Raw genomic sequence first — 16,783 nt, 5'->3', positions numbered from 1 at the left:
TCACCGGCCGCGCCGACAGACGGCGAGGCGGTGTACGCCCCGGATTCGACCACCAACTGATAGACCCCCAGCTGCGGGTCCTCGGCGGTCTCCGCCCTGCTCTTCGGGTTGATCGAGGTCTTGAAGTCCACCAGGTAGGCGCGGCCCTCGGCGTCCAGCTCGATCCGGTCGATCGCGCCGCGCAGCACCACCGGGATCCCGCCGACGGTGAGCGAGGTCTCGAAACCGTGCTCGGCGGCGGCGAACACCCGGCCGTCGGAGCGGTGTTCGTGCCAGACCAGGAAGCGCTCCAGCGCACGACGCGCTGCCCGCTTCTCCTGCTCGGACTTCCACGGCGCGTCAAAAGGAAGACTGTCCCAGACTCGGTCGAGGCGGTCCATCAGCACGTCGATGTCCGCCTTGGTGCGGCCGACGGCCACCTCCTCGGCCAGGGCGTGGAAGAGGACGCCGATGCCCTGCGCGTCGGTCGAGGGCTCCTTCGCCGAGGCCTGGCTCTCCAGGAACCAGCGCAGCCCGCACGCTTCGAGCGCCGCAACGGCGCTCGCAGACAGGTGGACCGGCCCGCCGGGATCCGAGATCGGCGTGCCGTTCTCGGTGTAGTCGTAGAGGCCCCACCACTGGCTCGGGTGCGCGTTCGGGACCAGGCGGCTGCCGTTCGCCGCGGTGGCCGAGGCGAGCCGGGCCAGCCGCCGGACCGCCTCTGCACGCAGCTGCGGCGGAGCCGCCGGATCGCTCGCGGCCCGGCGCAGCTCCGCGATCAGGGCGGCGAGGTTGAGCGGGCGGCGCCGGAACCCGGCGGACCGGCGCACCTCCACACCGAGCTCGTGCAGAAACCGCGAGGGTGATTCGCCGTCCTCGTCGGAATCGTCCACGGCGGTGACTGTCAGGCGTTCCCGGGCACGCGTGATCGCCACGTAGAACAGCCGCCGTTCCTCGGCCAGGATCTCCGCCGGAGACAACGGCTCGGTCAAACCGGTGCGGCCGATCCGGTCGGGTTCGAGCAGTGAGCCGCGCCGACGCAGGTCGGGCCACAGCCCTTCCTGTACTCCCGCGACGACGACCACACGCCATTGCAGGCCCTTGGAGCGGTGCGCGGTGAGCACCTGGACCGCGCCTCCGCGTACGGCTCGATCGGCGATCGTGTCCGCGGCTATCGACTGCGCCTGTAGACCGCTGATGAAGTCGGTCACGCCGACATAGCCAGCCCGCTGCCGCGCTCGGGCGGCGAGTGCGAACAGGGCGATGACCGCGTCGAGGTCGCGGTCGGCGAGCCGCCCGGCAGACCCGCCGCGCTCGACGGCGCGACGCAACCGCTCCGGCCAGCCGGACCGGATCGGTGGCCGGGCGTGCGTGTCGCCGTTCCACAGCAGCCAGAGGGCGTCCTCGACCGTGCCACCCTCGGCGAGTCTGTCCCGCGCGGCTTGGAGCAGCCGGGCGACGACGAGGGCTGATCCGCCGACTCGTGGATCGATTCCGGCGAGGACGCGGGGATCGGCCACGGCTTCGCGGATCAGGTGATCGGCCGGTCGGGCGAACGGCATCGAGTCGGTGGTAGCAGTGGCGGTTATGTCGGCGGCGCCACTGGCAGTGGCGGTGTGATCAGCGGTGGCGGTGGCGGCGCTATCAGCGCCGTTGTCGGCATCAGAGACGGTGTCGATATCAGAGACGGTGTCGGTATCCAAGGCAGCGTCGGCGGCGGTGCGCGGCCCGGAGTCGGGCTGCGGTGCGGGCTCGCGGTCGGGGCGGGGTGCTGCGGAGGAGTCGGCGGAGCGAGTGGCTCTCGCGGCGGCGAGCGCAGCCTGCTCCTCCGCGCGCAGCGCACGACCGAGGCGGCGCAGATCCGCGCTGTCCAGGCCGCCGAGTGGTCCGGTCAGCAGGCTGCGGGCGACCTGCGCGGTCAGGGCGGCCGGTTCGGCTGCGCAGCGCAGCGCCGTCAGGAGCGTGCCGACGGCCGGTTCCTGGGACAGCGGCAGATCGTCGCCGAGCACTTCGACCGGAACGTTCGCGACGAGCAGGGCACGGCGCACCGGGGCGAGTTGCAGACCGTCGCGCGCCAGCACGGCCATCTGCTCCCACGGCACCCCGTCTTCCAAGTGCGCGCGGCGCAGCAGATCGGCGATCGCGGCGAGTTCCGAGGCCGGATCGGGGAAGGCGATCGCCTCGACTCGGCCCTCGGGCGAATCGGTCGACACCGCTGCGGAATGCAGCTCGCGGTGCTCACGGATCCGTTCGGCAGGCAACCGGGTGATCGGTATGCGCCTGGCGACCGCGCGCGAGGCGCTCAGCAGGGTCGGCCCGGCACGCCTGCTGGTGCGCAGCACGACGATCCGGGCCGGTTCGCCGTCACGCCGGCGGAACGTCTCCTGAAAGTTGAGGATGCCGTTCACGTCCGCGCCGCGGAACGTGTAGATCGACTGGTCCGGGTCGCCGACGACGACCAGGTCCCGGCCGTCTCCGGCCAGCGTCCGCAGCAGCCGGACCTGGGCCGGGTCGGTGTCCTGATACTCGTCGACGAAGACCGCCCGGTACCGGGCACGCAGCGCCGAGCGCAGCTGCGGTGACTCGCTCAGCTGCACCGCGCGATGCACCAGCTCGGCGTAGTCGAGCACGCCACGCGCGTCGGCAACGTCCAGGTACTCCTCGAAGAAGCGGGAGGCGGCCAGCCAGTCCGCGCGGCCGGCCCGTTCGGCGAATCCGGCCAGGTCCTCGGGGTCGAGACCCAGGTCCCGCGCACGTACCAGCACTCCGCGCAGCTCCTCGGCGAAACCGCGCGTACCCAGCGCGGCGCGCAGCGTCTGCGGCCAGCCGCCCGGGCCCGGGCCCCAGCCGCCGGGCTCCACGGTTCCGCGCACCAGTTCGCGGATGACCACGTCCTGCTCGGGACCGGACAGCAGCCGCAGCGGGTCGCCGAGTAGTTCCGGCTGTTGATACTGGCCGACCAGGGCGTAGCAGAAGGAGTGGAACGTCGTCGCGGTCGGCGCCCCCGCACCAGGCGCCAGCCGCGACCCGATCCGCTCGCGCAACTCGGCTGCGGCGGCCCGGCTGAAGGTGAGCACCAAGAGCTCCTCGGCACGCAGTGCCGCCGGCCCTCGGGTGCGGCCGAGCACCGCCTCGACCAGCGTCGTGGTCTTCCCGGTGCCCGGTCCGGCCAGCACGAGCAGCGGACCGCCGCGGTGCTCGGCGACCTCGCGTTGCTCGCGATCAAGCCGCGGCCCGCCGCCCGCCCCGGCCGGGGGCGGGCGCAGCAGACGGAAGGGGGCTGCGGCACGCTCGGTGGCACGCGCGCTCATCCCAGCCTCCTTCCGTTCGAAGTGCTTCCGTTCGGGGTGCAACCCGGCTCAATGAACCGACATTGGCCATGAGAGCACAAACCGCCGACAACGGATTGAAAATCGGAAAGGGGTTGTGGATAACCTCCGCTCCGCGAGCCGGACCGGATCACCGCACCGCATCCCCGCGGGTGGCCAAACGGCGCTCTTCGAATTTAGCCGGGGCCGCGGCCGTGAGTCGGCCGGCGCCCAGCGGCGGACGAGCCTACAGCCACGCACAAAGCCCCGGCCAAGTTCGAAGAGCCCAAACGGTTGCGCCAGGCTGATTGGCTTACTTTCACCGGGGTTATCCGGTCACCGTACGTGAGCTGGGAGGTCGACGGGTGGAATTCACTGCCCATCCCACCGGGCCGTCCCCAAATTCACCCGTTCGCGAGACTTGTCGTACGAGGTCCCCTCGTCCTCGTAGTGCCTGGCCGCCTCGCCGCGCAGATGCGGCGGCAGCGTTCCCGAGGCGTTGACCACTCGCCACCACGGCACCGCCGCGCCATGCCGGGACATCACGGCACCGACCTGCCGAGGTCCGCCATCCTCCAGAAACTCGGCTATGTCCCCATAAGTCAGCACCATGCCGCGTGGGATCGACTCGACCACGTCGAGCACCTGCCTGATGAACACGGGCGACTCCGGGTCGCCCGCCGGAGTGAGACCTGGCTGCGTCACAATCAACCTTCGGAAGGATTTCTGCCGTCATGGGGAGACGCCAGGATATCCGCGTCGAATGCCGGCGCACTGCAACCCTGGGCTGCGTACAGGCACAGGGATAGGTAACGATAGGGGTAAGTGTGCGTACGCACAGCGGGATCGCAGTAAACCGTGAAGACGGAAACATGGATCAGGTGAGCCTCAGCGGGGAGGGCGACACCACGCACGGCGTGGCCAGCTCTGTCTCCAACCTGCCCAAACTGGTGCCGTCGATGGTGCTTCCCGCCCAGGTCGCCGTGGACGAGCCGCCCGAGCCTCCCCGGATAAGACGCCCGCCGGACCTGATGCGGCTGCTGTTCGAGACCACGATGATGCTGGTCGTCCTGCTGCTGGCGATCCCCGGGGCGAGCACGACGACCGGCCTCGAAACGGACATCCACAACAGCCTCACGATCGCCCCACAGCTGTTCCTGTCGACCGTCACCCTGCTCAGCAACATCGCGACCGCGGTGATCCCGGTCGGTTTGGCGGTCGAACGGCTCTACCGGCGTGAAGGGCGGCGCGTCGCGGACGCCGTCATCGCCGCGGCGATCGCCTACGTCGGGGCGGCACTGCTCAACCTGTGGATCGACTCGGACACCTCCCCGGACTGGCTGTCCGAGGTGCTGACCAGGCACTTGAACAGCAGCACGACCACGCCGCTGCACGTTTACATCGTCACGCTCATCGCGTTCCTCACGATCATCGGGTTCGGCGACCGGCCCGCGTTGCAGACCTTCACTTGGTCCTCGGTGTTCACGTACGCGGTGGCCACCCTCATCAACGGTGACAGTGCGCTGGTCGGCTTGATCGTGACCTTCCTGTTCGGGCGGAGCATCGCGTTCGGATGGCGTTACGCACGTGGCGTCGTCAACGCGCGGCCGACCGGAAGCGACGTGGTGATGTCACTGTTCGACGCCGGACTCCAACCGGTGACGTGCCGCTGGATAGGTGAAACCGACGACACTCGCCGCTACGAGGCCGATACGCACGACGGCCGTCTGCTCGACATCATCGTGCTGGACCGGGACAGGCAGGCGGTCGGCCTGGTTTACCGGCTGTACCGGCGTATCAGGCTGCGTGGCCCGGCTCAACGTCGCAATCTGCTGTCCTTCAGGCGCGCGGTGGATCAGGAAGCGTTGATGTCCTACGCGCTGCGCGATGTCGGTATCCGCACCCCACGGCTGCTAGCGGTTCGGGAGTTGAGCGCCGATGCCGCGTTGCTCGCCTACGAGCGAGTCGAGGGCCGGACGCTTGAAAAACTGGCGCCCGAAGACCTCACCGACGAGTTGCTGACCAGGATCTGGCAGCTTCAGCACCAGATGCAGCTGCACCAGATGGCGCACCGCAGGTTTGCGCTCGATTCCCTGCTGGTCGACCGCGACGGCCAGGTATGGCTGCTCGATCTACGCAACGGCGAGATCGCGGCCAGCACGTTGCAAACCCGGCTGGACACGGCCGAGCTGATGGCGACGCTGGCGCTGCGTTACGGCCCTGAGCGCACGGTACGCGTCGGTGCGCGAGTCCTCGGCGTCGACGCGATCGGCGCGGCGCTGCCGATGCTGCAACCGGTCGTGCTCACCCGCACCACCAGGTCGGCGGTACGCAAGTCCAAGGACCTGCTGCAACACATCCGTGAGCAGATCCTGGCCTACAAGCCGCAGGCCACACTCGCAGCCGAGCCGGTGAAGCTGGAACGGCTGAAGCCGAGAACGCTGCTGACCGTCGGCGCAGGCTTGGTCGCGGCGTACCTGGTGCTGTACCAGCTGGCCAGCTCGAAGATCAGCCCGGCCAGCATCGCCGCCTCCGCCTCGCCCTGGTGGGCGATCGTCGCGGTGCTCGCCTCGTTCTTCACGTACGTGGCGGCGGGGATGGTCCTGACCGGGTTCATCCCGGAGAAGCTGCCCGTGGTCCGCAACTTCCTGGTACAGGTCGCGGCGGGTTTCGTGTCCATCGTCGCGCCGGCGGCGGTCGGCGGCGTCGCGCTCAACACCCGTTACCTACAGAAGCAGGGCATCGCCACCGGCCCGGCAGTCAGCGCGGTCGGCGCGTCACAGGCGGTCGGCTTCATCATGCACATCGCGCTGATCGCCGCGTTCGGCTTCATCGCGAACACCGGCGCGAGCGGCCACGGCGGCGCCTACGCGCCATCCACGGTGATCATCGCCATCCTGCTGTCGATCGCAGTGATCGTGATGATCACTGTCAGTGTGTCGCCGCTACGCAAGTTCGCGGTGACCAGGCTCAAGCCGTTCTTCGAGGGAACGCTGCCGCGGCTGCTCGATGTCGCGCAGAACCCGCAGAAGCTCGCGATCGGCCTCGGCGGCACGATCCTGCTGTCGCTGATGAACGCGCTGTGCCTGTGGGCGTCAATCCTGGCGATCGACCCGCACGCACACATCTCCTACCCGACCACCGCGGTCGTCTTCCTCACCGCGCAGGCCGTCGGCTCGGTGATCCCTGTGCCGAGCGGCATCGGAACGGTCGAACTGGCCATGGCGGGGGCGCTCGCGAGCATCGGCGGACTGCCCGCGTCGGTAGGTACGCCGGCGGTCTTCCTCTTCCGCATGCTGCGTACGTATCTCCCCGTCATCCCGGGGTATTTCGCGCTTACGCATCTACAACGCGAGGACGCGCTGTAGATGCGTAATGCGCAGACTCGATCGCTTAGCGGACAGGCTGTGGATCAGTGATCGGTGATCAGTAGACCGGCTTGTCCGGCTCGATCTGGTTGACCCAGCCGATGACGCCCGAGCCGACGTGCACCGCGTCGGCGAACCCGGCGGCCTTCACGAGCGCCAAGACCTCGGCCGACCGGTTGCCGGTCTTGCAGTGCAGCACGATCCGCTTGTCCTGCGGCAGGTCGGCCAGCGCGTCGCCCAGGGTGAACTCGTTCTTCGGGATCAGCACCGCGCCGGGGATCGAGACGATCTCGTACTCGGCGGGCTCACGCACGTCGATGATCTGGATGCTCTTGCCCTCATCGATCCACTGCTTGAGGGTGCGCGGCGTGATCGTCGAGGCCCTGGCCGCCTCGACGGCCTCCTCGGAGGCCGCGCCGCAGAACGCCTCGTAGTCGATCAACTCGGTGACCGTCGGGTTCTTGCCGCAGATGGCGCACTCCGGGTCCTTACGCACCTTGACAGTGCGGTACGACATCTCCAGAGCGTCATAGACCATCAGCCGACCGACCAGCGGCTCGCCGATACCCGTGAGCAGCTTGATGGCCTCGGTGACCTGGACGGAGCCGATCGAGCCGCACAGCACGCCGAGCACGCCGCCCTCGGCGCACGAGGGCACCATGCCAGGGGGCGGGGGCTCCGGGTAGAGGCAGCGGTAGCAAGGCCCGTACTCCGACCAGAAGACCGAGGCCTGGCCGTCGAAGCGATAGATGGAGCCCCAGACGTACGGCTTCTTCAACAGCACGCACGCGTCGTTGACCAGGTAACGGGTGGCGAAGTTGTCGGTGCCGTCCACGATCAGGTCGTACTGCGAGAAGACGTCCATCACGTTCTCGGAGTCGAGCCGCTCCTCGTGCAGGATCACGTTCACGTACGGGTTGATCTCAAGTACGGAGTTGCGCGCGGACTGCGCCTTGGACCGGCCGATGTCTGATTGGCCGTGGATGACCTGGCGTTGCAGGTTGGACTCATCCACCACGTCGAACTCGACGATGCCGAGGGTGCCGACCCCGGCCGCGGCGAGGTACATCAGGGCAGGGGAGCCGAGCCCGCCGGCGCCCACACAGAGCACTCTGGCGTTCTTGAGTCGCTTCTGGCCGTCCATCGCGACATCCGGAATGATCAGGTGGCGCGAATAACGGCGCACCTCATCAACGGTAAGCTCCGCTGCCGGCTCGACCAGCGCAGGCAGCTTCTCAGACGCTGCGGACACTGCCGTCCCCTCACTCATGTTGCTCGCGTATGACGAATCGTCTCTGGGTAACCGTGCCACCTCCAAGGCCATTCCCGTAAATCGGGACCGCACAGTGAGATCGGCGTAAAGTCGGAGATTAGGGGTGGCACCCACGGACTAGGGGTTCAACTATGGCCGACCAGCAGTTCACCCAGGAGTATGAGTCTCGCGAAGCCGACGCCGCCGAGCAGTCGCTGTCGGTGGACGAGCAGGGGCGCGAACCGGGAGAGAGCGGGGACGTGCCCGACGAGCCGCAGGTGCCGTGGGAGGTGGACCCCGCCGACGCCGCTGAGCAGGCCGTCGCGGTGCCCGTCGACGAGGACGAATACCGGTGAGGCACCGATGAGACCGGTTTCGGCGGCCGTGCGCTGGTCCCCGCACATTACTGCCGGGTACGATGCAATGTGATCTGCTTCGCCCGCGAACTCCCTACAGAGGCATCGTGACTTCAGCCGAAACGCTGTACAGCGCCGACGACCGTCCCCGGTCGGCCCGGCTTCCCCGGCTGGCCCGTCGCACCCAGTTGCTCGGTGCGGCGCAGGAGGTCTTCGTCGCCCAGGGCTACCACGCCGCCGCGATGGACGACATCGCCGACCGCGCGGGTGTCTCGAAGCCTGTGCTCTACCAGCACTTCCCCGGGAAGCTGGATCTGTACTTGGCGCTGCTCGACCAGCACTGTGAGGCGTTGCTTGAGGCGGTGCGCAGCGCGCTGGCGTCGACGACGGACAACAAGCAGCGCGTCGCGGCGACGATGAACGCGTATTTCACCTTCGTCGAGCACGAGAACGGCGCGTTCCGACTGGTCTTCGAGTCCGACCTGACCAACGAGCAGGCGGTGCGCGAACGTGTGAACCGGGTGGAGCTGGAGTGCGCGAGGCTGATCAGCGCGGTGATCGCGGAGGACACCGGGCTCGGCCCGGAGGAGTCGATGGTCCTCGCGGTCGGCCTGACCGGAATCTCGCAGGTCACCGCGCGGTACTGGCTGTCGGCCGGAATGCCCGTGCCGCGTGACACCGCCGCTCAGCTGATCTCGCAGCTGGCCTGGCGCGGGATTGCCGGCTTCCCGCATCTCTGAACGAAGTGAGGAGGGTGCGGGCATCGACACTGTCCGCATCTCTGAACGAAGTGAAGAGGATGCGGGCGTCACCACAGTCCGCACCTCTGAACGAAGTGAAGACGATGCGGGCATCAACACCGCCCGCATCCCTGAGCGAGATGACAAGAGTGCGAGCAGCACAGCCTGCACCGGTAGACGTCGTTGCCGTCATTGGCTGTGGACGCCGTTCGCCCACAGCGCACTGGCGCGCGGCCTGGATCCACGCAGCGCGCGGCGCCGAACACGTAGGCTGCGCTGTAGCGTCTTCTGATCCTCGAAGACCGGCGTCTCGTCTACGTGGAAGGAACCTCCGTGGAGATCAAGATCGGCGTTCAACACGCAGCCCGGGAGCTCTCGCTGGAGTCCGAGCTGAGCGCCGAAGAGGTGGAGAAGGCGGTTTCCGCCGCGCTCACCGGAAAGTCCGGCGTGCTGGTGCTCAGTGACGAGAAGGGCCGCAAGGTGATCGTGCCGGCCGAGCGGCTGGCTTACATCGAGATCGGCGAGCCGACCGCGCGCCGCGTGGGTTTCGGCGCGCTCTGACCCGGCCGCCCGGCTCGGCGGTCCGCTCACACGTGCCGTCCGGCGAACTCGCGCTGACCGCAGGCCGTCAGCCGGCCAGCCCGAGTTCGTCGAGACGGCGGGCGTGCCGGACGGCCAGCCGATCGGCCAGTTCGCGGTAGCGCTCCCCACCGAACACGCGGGCGAGCACGATCGCCTCTCCGACCAGGCGACGGCCCCACAGCGCCATCCGGGCAGCCAGCACCGGATCCGCGTCGATCGCCGGACGCAGCCGCTCGACAGCCCAGAGCGCTGCGGCGTCCGGCGCCGTGTCTCCTACTTCTGAGTCTCCTCCTGCTTCTGACGCGGTGTCCGCTAACACGGCGTCCCCTAACTCGACGTCCACTGACGCGACGTCTGCGGCGTCGGCTTCCACAGCTGTTCGAGCCGCACCACTGACGTCCGCTTCGCCGCTGGTCAGCGCGGCGAACAGCTCATCGGTCAGCGGCGCGAACAGCGCGATCGCCGCCAGTCCTTCCCACCAGTCCCCCGGCTCGATCCGCCGCCGCGCGTCGTCGAGAGCCGGTGCGGCGGTAGCCAGCGGTTGCTGCGGATCCTGCGCGGCGAGGCGGTCCAGCACACCGCGGAAATAGACGTGGCGCTGCGCGATCGCCTCCGCGAGGGAAATTCGGTCGGTCAGCGCCGAGGCTGAAGCAAGCAGCGCGGCCAAGCGCTCGATCTCGACGAGCACCGCATAAGCCGCCGCAGCACGGGATTGCGTGAGATCGGCCAGCACATGACGCAGCGTACTCGATCGCTGCCGGACCGCCTGGTAATATGGTGACTTGACAGTATCGGCGGACCTGGAGCAAGCGCTCGGGACCGCCGATCCGTATCAGGATGCCCGGTCGGCCGAACGCACCCCGATCGGCTCCGACCGCACGGCCCGCCCCTGAGACGACGGCGAGCGGCCCTGCGAGGCCGGGTGGAACGACCCGGCGGACCGGCCCGAGATCCGCACGAACTCGGCCGGACTCCCGCCGCGGCCCGGCCGACCTCCGGTGAACCAGCCGACGGCCCACGCGCCGCGAACCGGCTGGACCGACCGGAACCGCCCCAGCCGTCGCCGAGGACGAAAAGGTCAAAAACATCAGCATCCGCAGTAAGTCCCCAGCAGTGAATCAATCCGACAAGATTCAGACCGACACAGCGAACCAGCCCGCCTCGGTGGACGAGACGGCGAACGAGCCGGGCGCACCGGTCGGCGACGAGGTCCAGCCCGCCATCCAAGCCGAGGAGCTCGCGTCGAGGACTGCGGACGCCGGTCCCAACGAGTCGGCGGGAACGTTCGCCGAACTCGGCGTGCTCGCCGAGACGGTCGAGGCGCTCGACACTCTCGGCATCACCTCGCCGTTCCCGATCCAGGCCGCGACCATCCCGGTCGCGCTGTCCGGAGCGGACGTGATCGGCCAGGCGAAGACCGGCACCGGCAAGACCCTCGCGTTCGGCATCCCGGTACTCCAGCGGGTCGCCGGGCCGGGGCGCGACCCCGGCACCGACGAAGACGCGGCGGCCGATACGGCCGCCGCCGCACTGTCCGCGCCCTCCCGCCGCTCCAGCCGCAGGCGGCGCACCCGCACGCCGTCGGCCGTCACGGGGCAGACCCCGGCGCACGGCACCCCGCAGGCTCTGGTCGTGGTGCCGACCCGCGAACTGGCGATCCAGGTGACCAACGACCTGCTCAGCGCGGGCAAGGTGCGCGCCGTCCGCGTGCACGCCCTCTACGGCGGCCGCGCCTACGAGCCGCAGATCGCCGCGCTGCGCGCTGGCATCGACATCGCGGTCGGCACACCCGGCCGGCTGCTCGACCTGGCCCGCCAGCACCACCTCGAACTCGGCAGCGTGCGCACCCTCGTCCTCGACGAGGCCGACGAGATGCTCGACCTCGGCTTCCTGCCGGACGTCGAGCGGATCATGGCGCAACTGCCCGCCGAGCGGCAGACGATGCTCTTCTCGGCCACCATGCCCGGCCAGGTGATCTCGCTGGCCCGCCGGTACATGAACCGACCTACGCACATCCGGGCCGCCGACCCGGCCGACCCGGGCACCACGGTCAAGGCCATCGAGCAGTTCGTCTTCCGGGCGCACTCGCTCGACAAGGTCGAGATGCTCTCCCGCATCCTCCAGGCCGAGGGCCGCGGGCTGACCATGATCTTCGCGCGGACCAAGCGTACCGTGGCCAAGATCGCCGAGGAGCTCTCGGACCGTCATTTCGCCGTGGCCGCAGTGCACGGCGATCTCGGCCAGGGCGCCCGTGAGCAGGCGCTGCGCGCGTTCCGCAACGGCAAGATCGACGTTCTGGTCGCCACGGACGTCGCGGCGCGCGGTATCGACGTCGAGGGTGTCACGCACGTGGTGAACTTCCAGTGCCCCGAGGACGAGAAGGTCTATACGCACCGGATCGGCCGTACCGGTCGTGCAGGCAACAAGGGCACCGCGGTGACCTTCGTCGACTGGGACGAGGTACCGCGCTGGCAGCTGATCAACAAGGCGTTGAGCCTGCCGTTCGCTGAGCCGCCCGAGCTCTACTCGACCTCACCGCAGCTTTACGCGGACCTGGGGATTCCCGAGGGTGTCAAGGGTGTGCTGCCGCGTCAGGAACGAGTGCGCGAGGGCCTGGACGCCGAGGAGATCGAAGATCTCGGCGAAACCGGTCGGGGCCGTGGGGCACGTTCCAGTGTCAAGCGCGGTGCCAAGGACGGTGGCAAGGACAAGGACACGACCGCGAAGCAGGAGCGTGCGCGCGCGCCGCGTCAGCGCACGAGGACTCGGCGCGGCGTGAAGATCGCCGCGGAAGATGGCGCGCTGGACACGGCGGGCGGTACGACGGACACCGCGGCTGCGGTTAACGCAGCGCCCGCGGCGGTGGCCAAGGCGGTGGCCGTGGCCGAGCCTGTGGCGGAGAAGGCGCCGCGTAAGCGGACCCGCACGCGGAAGTCGGCGGCTAAAACTGCCGCGCCGAAGATCGAGTACGTGGCCGAAGCCCCCGCCGCCGCTACGGCCACCGCCACAGGCGAAGCCGCTGCGGTCAGCAACAACGATGGTGACGGCGACGTCAACGCGGGTGCGGTCGCCAATCCGAAGCGGACCCGGGTGCGCAGCACTCGGACCCGAAAGTCGGCCCCGGCGAAACCGGTGGTCGAGAACACGACCGATACCCCTTCGCCGGACCAGTAGGTCCTGGCGACAAGCCGACGAGAGGCCGAGACGCACCGTGTCCAAGCCCGAGTCCGTCGACCTGCCACCGTGTGCTCGGCGCGTCGACCTGGAGGCGCCGAGCGGCCCGCTCGCCGCGCTGGAGGCCGTGCCGCAGCGCACGGCCTTCGCCACCGCGCTCCTCGTGCCCGGCTTCACCGGGTCCAAGGAGGACTTCCTCGCGCTGCTTGAGCCGTTCGCGGACGCCGGGGTCCGGGTCGTCTCGATCGACCAGCGCGGCCAGTGCGATTCGGCCGGTCTGGCGAACCCCGCGGGTTACCGCGCGGCCGGCCCCAGCCGTGAGGATGGCGAGAACGGCGAAGGTTACGGGTCGGACGACTACGGGTCGAGCGTGTTCGCCTCCGACATCCGCGCCCTGGTTCGCGCGCTCGCGGACGACGGCACCGGACCGGTGCACCTGCTCGGTCACTCGTTCGGCGGCCACACCGTGCGCGAAGCCCTGCTTGGAGCGCGCACAGCCGGGCCACTGCCGCTCGCGTCGGTCACCCTCCTCGACTCAGGCCCCGCGGCCGTGATCGGCAAGAGCTCCGTGGAGCGCCTCGAACTGCTGCGGGCGCTCAAAGACACGCTCACCCTCCAGCAGATGCACGAACTGGCCCCGGTCGACGTCCACCCCGATCCACAGGTGCGTGCGTTCCTGCTGCGCCGCTGGCTGGCCAACGATCTGAACTCGCTCGCCGAAATGGCGCGGCGGCTGCTCGCCGAGCCGGACCACACCGGCGAGCTACGCGCCCTGCTCGACGCCTGGAACCTGCCGTGCCTGGTCATGTCGGGGATCGACGAGGACGTGTGGTCCGCCGACCTGCTGCGCCGAATGGCCGAGCGGCTCGGCGCCGGATTCGTGCTCATCCCCGGCGCCGGGCATTCTCCGAACGCCCAACAGCCCGGCCTGGTGGCCAAGGCGCTGCTTGAGTTCTGGCTGGGCTGAGTCTGGCTGGGCTGAGCGGGGGCGCTCGGGCACTAGGCGAGCTTGGCGAAGGCGATCGAGGCGGTCGCCACCATCTGCACCGCGATGGCAGCCAGCAGCAGGCCGGCGATCCGGGTCACCAGGGTGACGCCGGAGTCCTTGATCACCCGCAGGATGTTCACCGAGAAGCGCAACGTCAGCCAGATCGCCACGTGCACGAGCACGATGGCCGCCGCGACGGCCAGGAAGTCCGCCGCGTCGTGGATGCGCTGGACGAACAGGATCACCGCGACGATCGCGCCCGGACCGGCCAGCAGCGGCGTGCCCAGCGGCACCAGCGCGACGTTCACGTCCGTGGTCTCGCTCGGCTGGTCCGCCCGGCCGGTCAGCAGTTCCAGCGCGACCAGCAGGAGCAGCAGCCCGCCCGAGCCCTCCAGCGCGGGCACCGAGATGCCGAGATAGTTCAGGATCTGCTGGCCGAACACGGCGAAGCAGGAGATGACCACCAGCGAGACCGCGGCCGCCTGTAGGGCCAGATGCCTGCGGTCCCGCTTCGAGCGGCCGGAGGTCAACGCCAGGAAGACCGGCACCGCGCCAGGCGGGTCCATGATCACGAACAGCGTGATGAACGCGGTCCCGAACAGTGTCGTGTCAAACACCCTCTTCGAACCTAGTCGGGGCCGCGGCGCAGGGTCGGCCGACGAGCAGCGGCGGATGAGCCTACAGCCGTACACAAAGCCCCGGCCAGGTTCAAAGAGCCGCTAAACACCGCGCGACGCCTCGGAGTGCGGCGGCCGCTGCGTGACCCACGGCATCCCGTCGAACAGTTCCTCGTACGCGGCCGGGTCCGTGGTGTTCTCGCCAATCCGGACCGTCTTGCGGCTGCCGTGGTAGTCGCTCGAACCGGTCGGCACCAAGCCGAGCTCGGCGGCCAAGCCCCTGATCCGCTCGCGCGCCGCCGCGTCGTGGTTGACGTGGTCGGCCTCGATGCCGCGCAGTCCGGCCCGCGCCAGCTCGCCGATCTGATCATCCGTCAGGATCCAGCCGCGGCTGCCCGCCGCGGGATGCGCGACGACCGCCACGCCACCCGAGCTGTGCACCAGTTCGAGCGCGCGAAACGGGTCGAGCGCGTACTTGGTCACGTAAGCCCGGCCGTTGTCGGCCAGCCAGTCCGAGGAGAACGCAGCGTCCACCGTCGCGACCACGCCGGCCTCAACCAGCGCGCTGGCCACGTGAGGGCGTCCGATCGCCGCCGACCCGGCTATCTCACGCACCCGCTCCCAGGTGATCGGCGCACCGAGTTCCTGACACCGCTGCACGATCAGTTCCGCCCGGCGTTCCCGGTCGTCGCGCAGCAGGTTGCGCTCACGGCCGAACTCGGGTTCGGCGCGATCGAAACCGTACGCCAGCAGGTGGATCCGGATCCGGCCCAGCCGACAGGAGATCTCGGCACCCGGCACGACCGTCACACCGAGACGCCCAGCCGCCGTAAAGGCCTCATCCCAGCCGGCCGTCGTGTCGTGGTCGGTGAGGGCGAGGACGTCCAGCCCGGCGTCCTTGGCGACCTCAACCAGCTCGGCAGGAGTGTCGGTACCGTCGGAACGCGAGCTGTGCGTGTGCAGGTCGATGCGCATCCCGCTCCCTAATCGTCCTTGTGCACGCCGTGATCGCGGGCCGAACGGCAACCACCTTACCCGGGCCGGTATCAGGCGAAGAACCGGGAGGACAGCGATCCGACCGGCAGTTGGGCGATCTCCGAGCCCGCGTCGCGCAGATCGGTGAGCACCAGGTCCTCGTAGAGCAGCGTTCCGGCCAGTGCGGGCCAGAGCACGACCCACAGCCACATGCCGCGCGCCTCGCCGACGAACACCGCGCGGTCGCCGGTGTCGGGCACCGACCACATCGGCGTGGGCCGACCGGAGGCGTAGACCTTGGCGTGCGCGGCGGTGTACTCGAAGATCGGCCCCGGGTCGGGCCCGGCCAGCCCAGCGAACCGCGCGCCGAGCCCTATCCCCATCTCCTCCGCGATCAGCAGCATGTCGCCCTCGCCGCCGAACGGAGACGGCCCGCTGGCCGCCATGACGGTGGCCCTGGCGCCGGTGTGGTGGTCGCCAGCGTAGGCGACCCCGCTGAACGACCAGTGGTGCGGCAGCGGCCACGGCAGCCAGAGCGGCACCTGCGAGCGGGAGGTCACGGAGGCAAGCACGGCGGGGCTCGGGGCGAGGATGGGCTGCACCGGGTACACCGAGCCGTGCAGCTCGCAGTTCCACAGTTCGACCCCTGATCCGGACGTGCGCACCGGGAGCAGATCGACCGGGAGATCGGCCAGGTCGTCCGGGATCGTGTCCGGCACCAGTCCGGCCAGTTCCGCCGGAAGCAATGGCAGCGGGGCCGACGGGTCGCCGGGAGCACGCACTCTGCTCCCGCACCGCGGGCAGCTTGGCTCGCCCTTCATAGCGTGAACAGTCCCCCGTTCAGGTGTCCGGAGTCAAGCATCCTTCACTCTGGCGGGGGCTGGCGCGACCCGACGCCCCGCCCGCAATGGCCGAGTATCAGCCAGCCGCTTCAGGAAACCGGCTGTGGCCTGCCCGGCTGCTCGCCGCCGCGCGCCTCGCCGTAGGAACGCTTGGGTACCATGACTTTGCGGCGGAATACGCACACGACGGTGCCATCCTGCTTATAACCGCGCGTCTCGACATACACGACACCCCGGTCGTCCTTGGACTTCGACTCGGTCTTGTCCAGCACCGTGGTCTCGCCGTAGACCGTGTCGCCGTGGAACGTGGGCGCGACGTGCCGCAGCGACTCAACCTCCAGATTCGCGATGGCCTTGCCCGAGACGTCGGGCACTGACATGCCGAGCAGCAGCGAGTAGACGTAGTTGCCGACCACGACGTTGCGCTTGAAGTCGGTGGTCTGCTCGGCGTAGTGCGCGTCGAGGTGCAGCGGGTGGTGGTTCATCGTGATCAGGCAGAAGAGGTGATCGTCGTACTCGGTCACGGTCTTGCCCGGCCAGTGCTTGTAGACGGCACCGACCTCGAACTCCTCGAAGTAGCGGCCGAACTGCATTCCGGTCAG

The 16,783-nt window shown here is 69.2% G+C and carries 14 protein-coding genes; 6 read left to right on the top strand and 8 right to left on the bottom strand.

All coding sequences use genetic code 11. The features are described from left to right. Together VGS97_RS01915 and VGS97_RS01910 are read right to left on the bottom strand one after the other, a co-directional pair. The coding region (locus tag VGS97_RS01915) for an ATP-dependent DNA helicase (protein WP_326851399.1) at positions 1-3,290 on the bottom strand (3,290 nt) is incomplete at its 3' end. Positions 3,291-3,659: 369 nt separating this feature from the next. Beyond that, entirely contained in the window at positions 3,660-3,992 is a 333-nt protein-coding gene (locus VGS97_RS01910; RefSeq protein ID WP_326851398.1) for an MGMT family protein, read from the bottom strand. A gap of 167 nt (positions 3,993-4,159) precedes the next feature. Between VGS97_RS01910 and VGS97_RS01905 the strand changes: the two genes are divergently transcribed. Beyond that, the gene (locus VGS97_RS01905) at positions 4,160-6,655 is read left to right on the top strand and encodes a lysylphosphatidylglycerol synthase transmembrane domain-containing protein (protein ID WP_326851397.1); all 2,496 of its coding nucleotides are present in this window, start codon (positions 4,160-4,162) and stop codon (positions 6,653-6,655) included. 58 nt (positions 6,656-6,713) lie between these two features. Here the strand turns inward: VGS97_RS01905 and moeZ are convergent, their stop codons facing one another. Beyond that, complete coding sequence (moeZ, locus tag VGS97_RS01900) at positions 6,714-7,886, bottom strand: adenylyltransferase/sulfurtransferase MoeZ (RefSeq protein ID WP_349261945.1); 1,173 nt, start codon at positions 7,884-7,886, stop codon at positions 6,714-6,716. Positions 7,887-8,059: 173 nt separating this feature from the next. Here moeZ and VGS97_RS01895 point away from each other — a divergent pair, with 173 nt between their 5' ends. The 3 genes from VGS97_RS01895 to VGS97_RS01885 all read left to right on the top strand — a co-directional run bounded on the left by VGS97_RS01895 (position 8,060) and on the right by VGS97_RS01885 (position 9,564). Beyond that, the gene (locus VGS97_RS01895) at positions 8,060-8,263 is read left to right on the top strand and encodes a hypothetical protein (protein WP_326851395.1); all 204 of its coding nucleotides are present in this window, start codon (positions 8,060-8,062) and stop codon (positions 8,261-8,263) included. Between the two features lie 107 nt (positions 8,264-8,370). Continuing rightward, a complete protein-coding gene (locus tag VGS97_RS01890) occupies positions 8,371-9,003 on the top strand; it encodes a TetR/AcrR family transcriptional regulator (RefSeq protein WP_326851394.1) in 633 nt (210 codons plus the stop codon). Positions 9,004-9,336: 333 nt separating this feature from the next. Continuing rightward, complete coding sequence (locus VGS97_RS01885) at positions 9,337-9,564, top strand: DUF3107 domain-containing protein (RefSeq protein WP_326851393.1); 228 nt, start codon at positions 9,337-9,339, stop codon at positions 9,562-9,564. Between the two features lie 67 nt (positions 9,565-9,631). On the opposite strand, the gene VGS97_RS01880 is transcribed toward VGS97_RS01885, so the two are convergent. Then, on the bottom strand, positions 9,632-10,318 hold the full coding sequence (locus VGS97_RS01880; protein ID WP_326851392.1) for a ferritin-like fold-containing protein: 687 nt from the start codon (positions 10,316-10,318) through the stop codon (positions 9,632-9,634). A 488-nt stretch (positions 10,319-10,806) separates the two neighbouring features. On the opposite strand from VGS97_RS01880, the gene VGS97_RS01875 reads away from it, so the two are divergent. Both VGS97_RS01875 and VGS97_RS01870 read left to right on the top strand, forming a co-directional pair. Next, positions 10,807-12,759 (top strand): DEAD/DEAH box helicase, encoded by a 1,953-nt coding sequence (locus VGS97_RS01875; RefSeq protein WP_349261944.1) that lies wholly within the window; start codon positions 10,807-10,809, stop codon positions 12,757-12,759. A 37-nt stretch (positions 12,760-12,796) separates the two neighbouring features. Further along, entirely contained in the window at positions 12,797-13,726 is a 930-nt protein-coding gene (locus VGS97_RS01870) for an alpha/beta hydrolase (protein ID WP_326851390.1), read from the top strand. Between the two features lie 32 nt (positions 13,727-13,758). On the opposite strand, the gene VGS97_RS01865 is transcribed toward VGS97_RS01870, so the two are convergent. The 4 genes from VGS97_RS01865 to VGS97_RS01850 form a co-directional block, all read right to left on the bottom strand. Beyond that, positions 13,759-14,364, bottom strand: coding sequence for a MarC family protein (locus VGS97_RS01865; protein ID WP_326851389.1), 606 nt, complete (start codon positions 14,362-14,364; stop codon positions 13,759-13,761). A 102-nt stretch (positions 14,365-14,466) separates the two neighbouring features. Further along, positions 14,467-15,339, bottom strand: coding sequence for a PHP domain-containing protein (locus VGS97_RS01860; protein ID WP_326851388.1), 873 nt, complete (start codon positions 15,337-15,339; stop codon positions 14,467-14,469). Between the two features lie 71 nt (positions 15,340-15,410). Continuing rightward, positions 15,411-16,160 carry a DUF6758 family protein gene (locus tag VGS97_RS01855; protein ID WP_414641618.1) on the bottom strand — a complete coding sequence of 250 codons (750 nt, stop codon included), beginning with the start codon at positions 16,158-16,160 and terminating at the stop codon, positions 15,411-15,413. A 110-nt stretch (positions 16,161-16,270) separates the two neighbouring features. Then, positions 16,271-16,774, bottom strand: a complete 504-nt coding sequence (locus tag VGS97_RS01850) for a MaoC family dehydratase (RefSeq protein WP_349261943.1) — start codon at positions 16,772-16,774, stop codon at positions 16,271-16,273. Positions 16,775-16,783 lie beyond the last annotated feature (9 nt).

The sequence above is a fragment of the Actinocrinis sp. genome, assembly GCF_035946395.1.
In the GTDB taxonomy this organism is placed as follows: domain Bacteria; phylum Actinomycetota; class Actinomycetes; order Streptomycetales; family Catenulisporaceae; genus Actinocrinis.
The sequence above is the reverse complement of the archived record's forward strand: the minus strand, read 5'-3'. Positions and strand labels throughout refer to the sequence as shown.

What these genes read in the sequence shown, in the direction of transcription:
- VGS97_RS01905 (WP_326851397.1), top strand. Translation starts at nt 4,160, where the DNA reads ATGGATCAGGTGAGCCTCAGCGGGGAGGGCGACACCACGCACGGCGTG.
- VGS97_RS01895 (WP_326851395.1), top strand. Translation starts at nt 8,060, where the DNA reads ATGGCCGACCAGCAGTTCACCCAGGAGTATGAGTCTCGCGAAGCCGAC.
- VGS97_RS01860 (WP_326851388.1), bottom strand. Translation starts at nt 15,339, where the DNA reads ATGCGCATCGACCTGCACACGCACAGCTCGCGTTCCGACGGTACCGAC.
- VGS97_RS01855 (WP_414641618.1), bottom strand. Translation starts at nt 16,160, where the DNA reads ATGAAGGGCGAGCCAAGCTGCCCGCGGTGCGGGAGCAGAGTGCGTGCT.
- VGS97_RS01850 (WP_349261943.1), bottom strand. Translation starts at nt 16,774, where the DNA reads ATGCAGTTCGGCCGCTACTTCGAGGAGTTCGAGGTCGGTGCCGTCTAC.